Here is a 5,546-nt window from a genome sequence, read left to right on the forward strand (position 1 = left end):
CTGGAGGCGCAGGACTTTCCCGGGATCCCCTACGGTGAACGCTGTGCCAGTTGTCTGTTTTGCTCCCGCTGCCACGGGCTCATGCCGCAAGGGATCCCTGCCCAGGACCTCACCGCTTGGGTCTGGGGGGCCCAGGAGCAAGCAGGGGAAGAAACGCCGGAGGCGGAATGGCTGTAGGGCGCCCGCCTGCCCACCCCCCTGCACCGCAAACCTGCATACTGGGTTAAGAGTAGTGCAAGGCTGTTAACCGCGATGGCAGGCATCAGTGCTGGCCTTTCCCAGAATCCTGACTGGGATGTGGAGCTCAAGGGGATTCGCAAGCGCTTTGGCAACTTCGTGGCTCTCGATGGCATCACCTTGCAGATTCGGCGAGGCGAGTTTTTTGGCCTATTGGGCCCCTCTGGCTGCGGCAAGACCACTTTGCTACACATCATCGCTGGCCTGGAAATGGCCGATGCTGGCGAGGTAGTGATCCGCGGGCGCCCCGTAAGCCACCTGCCCGCCCACAAGCGCAATGTCAACACCGTGTTTCAGAGCTATGCCCTTTTTCCCTTTATGACGGTGGAGGAAAACGTTGCCTTTGGCCTGCGCATGCGGGGGGTGCGAGGGGAGGCCCTTCACAAGCGGGTGGCTGCTGCCCTGGAATTGGTGGAGATCGGGGATCTGGCTAAGCGCAAGCCCCAGGAACTCTCCGGGGGGCAGCAGCAGCGGGTGGCCCTGGCCCGCGCCTTGGTCAATGAGCCGGAGGTGCTGCTATTGGATGAGCCGCTCTCGGCGTTGGATGCTAAGTTGCGCAAGCAGCTTCAGGTGCAGTTGTGCGAATTGCAGCGCCGCCTGGGCATGACGTTTATTTTCGTTACCCACGACCAGGAGGAGGCCTTGGTTACCAGCGACCGGGTGGCGGTGATGCGGGCCGGACGCATTGAGCAAGTCGGCCCCATTGACGAGGTGTACGAGCGGCCGGCAACGGCCTTTGTGGCGGACTTTCTGGGAGCCAGCAACCTTATCCAAGGGATCGCCTGTGGCACCGACTGCGTGGATACGCCCCTAGGCAAGCTCAAAGTGCCCGGGATCCAGCCCAACTTGGAGCCGGTGCAGTTGGCCATCCGCCCAGAAAAGATTCAGCTTTCCCGTAGCGGCTGGGATCTGCTGCCCAACCAAGTGCCGGTGCGGGTGGAAAACCTCATCTACACCGGGGCGGAGAACCAGTACTTGCTGCAGACGGCCAATGGACAGCAGCTCAAGGCCACCGCCCTCAACACGGATATTGAGGAGGCGGGGTTTGAGATCGGCGAGGCGCTGGTGGCCCACCTGCCCCCCAAGAGCCTGGTGCGCCTGCGGCCGGATCCCCGGCAGGAGGATCCCCCATGCTGAGATGGCCAGGGATCCCTTCTTCTGGCCAGCGTGCCCAGGTGCGCGCCGGGGAATTGCTCTCCCCCTGGCAGGAGCTGCTGCACAGCCTCATCTTTGCCGGGCCGGGGGTGCTGTGGGTGGTGGTGTTTTTGGTGCTGCCGGGACTGCTGCTCTTGGCCTGCAGCTTTCTCAGCCGCGGCGAGTTTGGCCAGGTGGGACTGCCCCTGACGCTGGCCAACTACCTGCGCATTCTCGGCTACGGCCCCCTGGGCTGGACGTCCATCTACTGGCAGATCCTGGGTCGCAGCCTGGTGGTGGCGGCAGTCACCACTTTCTTCTGTATGCTGCTGGCCTATCCCCTGGCTTTCTTTATTGCCGCCCACCCGCCCCAGCAGCGGGATCTCCTGCTGACGCTGGTGGTGGTGCCCTTTTGGATTAACCTAGTGATTCGCACCTACGCCTGGATGGTGGTGTTGGCGCCAGAAGGGTGGCTGGCCCGCCTGGCCGCCTGGCTGGGCTGGATCCCACCGCAGACGGCTCTCTACCCCAGCTGGCTGGCCGTGTACCTGGGCATGGTCTATACCTTTTTGCCCTACATGGTCTTGCCCCTCTACACCGCAGTGGAGCGCATTGACTGGCGCCTGGCGGAGGCAGCCCGGGATCTCTACGCCAACGGCTGGCAGGTCTTCTGGTGGGTGCTTTTTCCCCAAACGCTGCCGGGGCTGGCGGCGGGCTTGATCCTGGTGGCCATCCCAGCGCTGGGCATGTTCGTGGTACCGGACTTGCTGGGGGGCAGCAAGACCTTGCTAATTGGCAATGTCATTCAGATGCAGTTTGGCGCCAGCCTGGACTACCCCTTTGGAGCGGCCCTTAGCTTTCTGGTAACTGGGCTAAGCCTGGGGTTAATCTACGCCTACAGCCGCTATGCTGGCAGCCGCGGCCTCAAAGACTTGCTCTGAATCGTTGCGAGCTCCAAGGGATTGCCCAAGTGCCCTGCGCCGCTTGCTGGCAAGCTCTGCTAGGTTGAGATACTGGCATTGTACTAGTAAGGATCCCTTGACCCAAACGCTCTCTTCTCGACCTCAGGCTACAGCCACTCCCGCTTCTCCCTCTTCTGGTTGGGATGTCATTGTCATCGGCGCTGGGATCGGCGGGCTGGTGGCGGCCACCCAGTTGGCGGCCAAAGGCTACCAGGTGTTGGTGTTGGAAAAATACCTCATCCCTGGTGGCAGCGCTGGCTACTTTGAGCGCCCGGATCCCAACGGCAACGGGACCTACCGCTTTGATGTCGGGGCCTCCATGATCTTTGGCCTGGGCACTCAAGGTACCACCAACTTGCTCACCCGCGCCCTGGCTGCTGTGGGCCAGTCTTTGGAATCCATCCCCGACCCGGTGCAGATTGCCTACCACCTGCCCCAGGGGCTTAGCCCGCGTGTGCACCGGGACTACGAGCAGTTTTTGCAGGAGCTAGCCAGCTATTTCCCTCAAGAAGCGGGCAGCATCCGCCGCTTCTACGACAGCTTCTGGCCTATCTTCAACAGCCTCAACGCCATGGAGCTCCTCTCTTTGGAGGAGTGGGGCTATCTCTGGCGCTCTTTTGTCGGTAACCCCCGCGCCTGCCTGACCTTGGCCCGCTACTTGCCGGTGAATGTGGGCCAGGTGGCGCGGCGCTACCTCCGCAATCCGGCGCTGCGGCGCTTTGTGGATATGGAGTGCTACTGCTGGTCGGTGGTGCCGGCAGATCGCACGCCCATGATCAACGCCGGCATGGTGTTTTGTGATCGCCACTACGGCGGCGTCAACTACCCCAAGGGAGGGGTGGGGCAGATTGCCCAGAAGTTGGCCCAGGGGCTAGAGGCCTGTGGGGGGCAAATCCGCTACGGGGCGCCGGTGCGGCGGATTTTGGAAGAACGGGGCTGCACCGTGGGCGTTGAGCTCTCCAGGGGGGAAAAGCTCTTTGCTCGCAAGATCATCTCCAATGCCACCCGCTGGGATACCTTTGAGCGCCTCTGGCCGGGATCCCTGCCGGCAGCGGAGCGGCACTGGCAAAGCCGCTACCAACAGTCTCCCAGCTTCTTGAGCCTGCACCTGGGGGTGCGGGCTGAGGCTCTGGCTGGCGAGCGCTACTGTCACCACATTCTTCTAGAAGATTGGCAAGACCTGGAGGCGGAGCAGGGCACGATCTTCGTCTCCATCCCCACCCTCTTGGATCCGGAGCTGGCCCCGCCGGGCCGCCACATCGTCCATGCTTTTACCCCCAGTTGGATGCAGACCTGGCAGGGCTTAGGCCCGGAGCAGTACCGGCAGCAAAAACAAGCGGCAGCCAAACGCCTTATCCGCCGCCTGGAGGCCCTCTGGCCAGAGCTGGGATCCCACATTGAGCTGCTGGAGGTGGGCACTCCCCGCACCCACCGCCGCTTCTTGGGCCGTGTTAACGGCACCTACGGCCCCATCCCTCGCGGCACTCCCTGGGGCCTCTTGGGCATGCCCTTCAACCGCACCGCCATTCGCAACCTCTACTGCGTGGGCGATAGCACCTTCCCCGGCCAAGGCCTCAACGCCGTCGCCTTCTCCGGGTTTGCCTGTGCCCACCGGGTAGCTGTAGACCTTTCCAATTCCTAGGGATCCCTAGGAACAAGAAGTAGCCCCCGCCAACGCGGGGGCTTTTGTTTGTTGCTCTTAGTTTCCACTCCCTAGGGATCCCCCCGAAGGGGGAACAAACCATGGAGCCAAACCTCGTCATTGCAAAATACGTCGGGGAGTTTCCAATTTCTAGGGATCCCCCCGAAGGGGGAACCCGGTGTGTTGAAATTCGGCGGGGCCGACGCCAAGGACTCCTTGTTTCCAATTTCTAGGGATCCCCCCGAAGGGGGAACCGCTTGCGTGGCCGGTAAAACAATCTGGAAAAGTGGCGTTCTGGTTTCCAATTTCTAGGGATCCCCCCGAAGGGGGAACGTCTACGCCCTGCGAGTTGTCGAGGGGCGTGTGCGTTTTGATGTTTCCAGTTTCTAGGGATCCCCCCGAAGGGGAACCAGCTTGCAACGCTGTTCCCCAATAAGGGGGCGTTGCAGTTTCCAATTTCTAGGGATCCCCCCGAAGGGGGAACAACCTCCGTCCTGCTCGATGCCTGCGGCGTCGACGCAGTCATGTTTCCAATTTCTAGGGATCCCCCCGAAGGGGGAACACCATCCCCTCCTGGTCGGCAAGATAAGACTGCCGAGGTTTCCAATTTCTAGGGATCCCCCCGAAGGGGGAACTTCTTAGCCAATACGCGCAAGACTCCACACAGTTCAAGTTTCCAATTTCTAGGGATCCCCCCGAAGGGGAACCCAAAGAGGCCCTAGACTACCTGAACACAGTCAAGCGTGACGTTTCCAATTTCTAGGGATCCCCCCGAAGGGGAACCAAGCTCAGCGATGAATCAAAAGAAGTGCTGCTTCGGCTGTTTCCAATTTCTAGGGATCCCCCCGAAGGGGAACCTTGTGCTAGGTTTTGCCGCTAAGGCGAAGCCTTTGATTAAGTTTCCAATTTCTAGGGATCCCCCCGAAGGGGAACCATTCCTCTAGCTACCAACGTGGTGGCGGCCCGCTTGCCGTTTCCAATTTCTAGGGATCCCCCCGAAGGGGAACCGCCATCTCGTTGAGGTGGTAGAAGAGGCCAAATAACCGACAAGTTTCCAATTTCTAGGGATCCCCCCGAAGGGGAACCGACAAGAGTTAATTCGCTACATTCACGACGTCAACGAGGTTTCCAATTTCTAGGGATCCCCCCGAAGGGGAACCGACGGTGTACTGACGCCAGACTGCCTTGTTTCAGTCAGTTTCCAATTTCTAGGGATCCCCCCGAAGGGGAACCCTCGAAAATTCGTACATCCGGGCTCGTTATTGCGGGGAGTTTCCAATTTCTAGGGATCCCCCCGAAGGGGAACCTTATGTTGGCCCCCCCGTGAAAAAGCAACCGGTAGAGTTTCCAATTTCTAGGGATCCCCCCGAAGGGGAACCACTCAAGTTGGCGATGAATCAACTTGAAACTAAGATAATGTTTCCAATTTCTAGGGATCCCCCCGAAGGGGAACCTGGTGGAATGCTGTGGCGAGTTCGAGCCAGCCGTAGGGCAGTTTCCAATTTCTAGGGATCCCCCCGAAGGGGAACCGGAAGACGGCCTTCTCTGAATACTTGTCCAATCGGTGGGGT

3 protein-coding genes and 1 CRISPR repeat array are annotated in these 5,546 nt (G+C 60.5%); all 3 genes read left to right on the plus strand.

The features are described 5' to 3' along the window. Window positions 1-252: 252 nt before the first annotated feature. The 3 genes from NW835_RS04525 to crtH all read left to right on the plus strand — a co-directional run bounded on the left by NW835_RS04525 (window position 253) and on the right by crtH (window position 3,975). Window positions 253-1,374, plus strand: coding sequence for an ABC transporter ATP-binding protein (locus NW835_RS04525; protein WP_414414625.1), 1,122 nt, complete (start codon window positions 253-255; stop codon window positions 1,372-1,374). Further along, entirely contained in the window at window positions 1,368-2,312 is a 945-nt protein-coding gene (locus tag NW835_RS04530; protein ID WP_414414626.1) for an ABC transporter permease, read from the plus strand. Before NW835_RS04525 ends, NW835_RS04530 begins: the two co-directional genes overlap by 7 nt. 97 nt (window positions 2,313-2,409) lie before the next feature. Then, window positions 2,410-3,975 carry a carotenoid isomerase gene (gene crtH, locus NW835_RS04535; RefSeq protein ID WP_414414627.1) on the plus strand — a complete coding sequence of 522 codons (1,566 nt, stop codon included), beginning with the start codon at window positions 2,410-2,412 and terminating at the stop codon, window positions 3,973-3,975. Between the two features lie 60 nt (window positions 3,976-4,035). Continuing rightward, window positions 4,036-5,505: direct repeats of the CRISPR family, unit length 36 nt; unit sequence GTTTCCAATTTCTAGGGATCCCCCCGAAGGGGAACC. Window positions 5,506-5,546 lie beyond the last annotated feature (41 nt).

It is taken from the genome of Synechococcus sp. OH2 (assembly GCF_047462155.1).
Classification (GTDB): domain Bacteria; phylum Cyanobacteriota; class Cyanobacteriia; order Thermostichales; family Thermostichaceae; genus Thermostichus.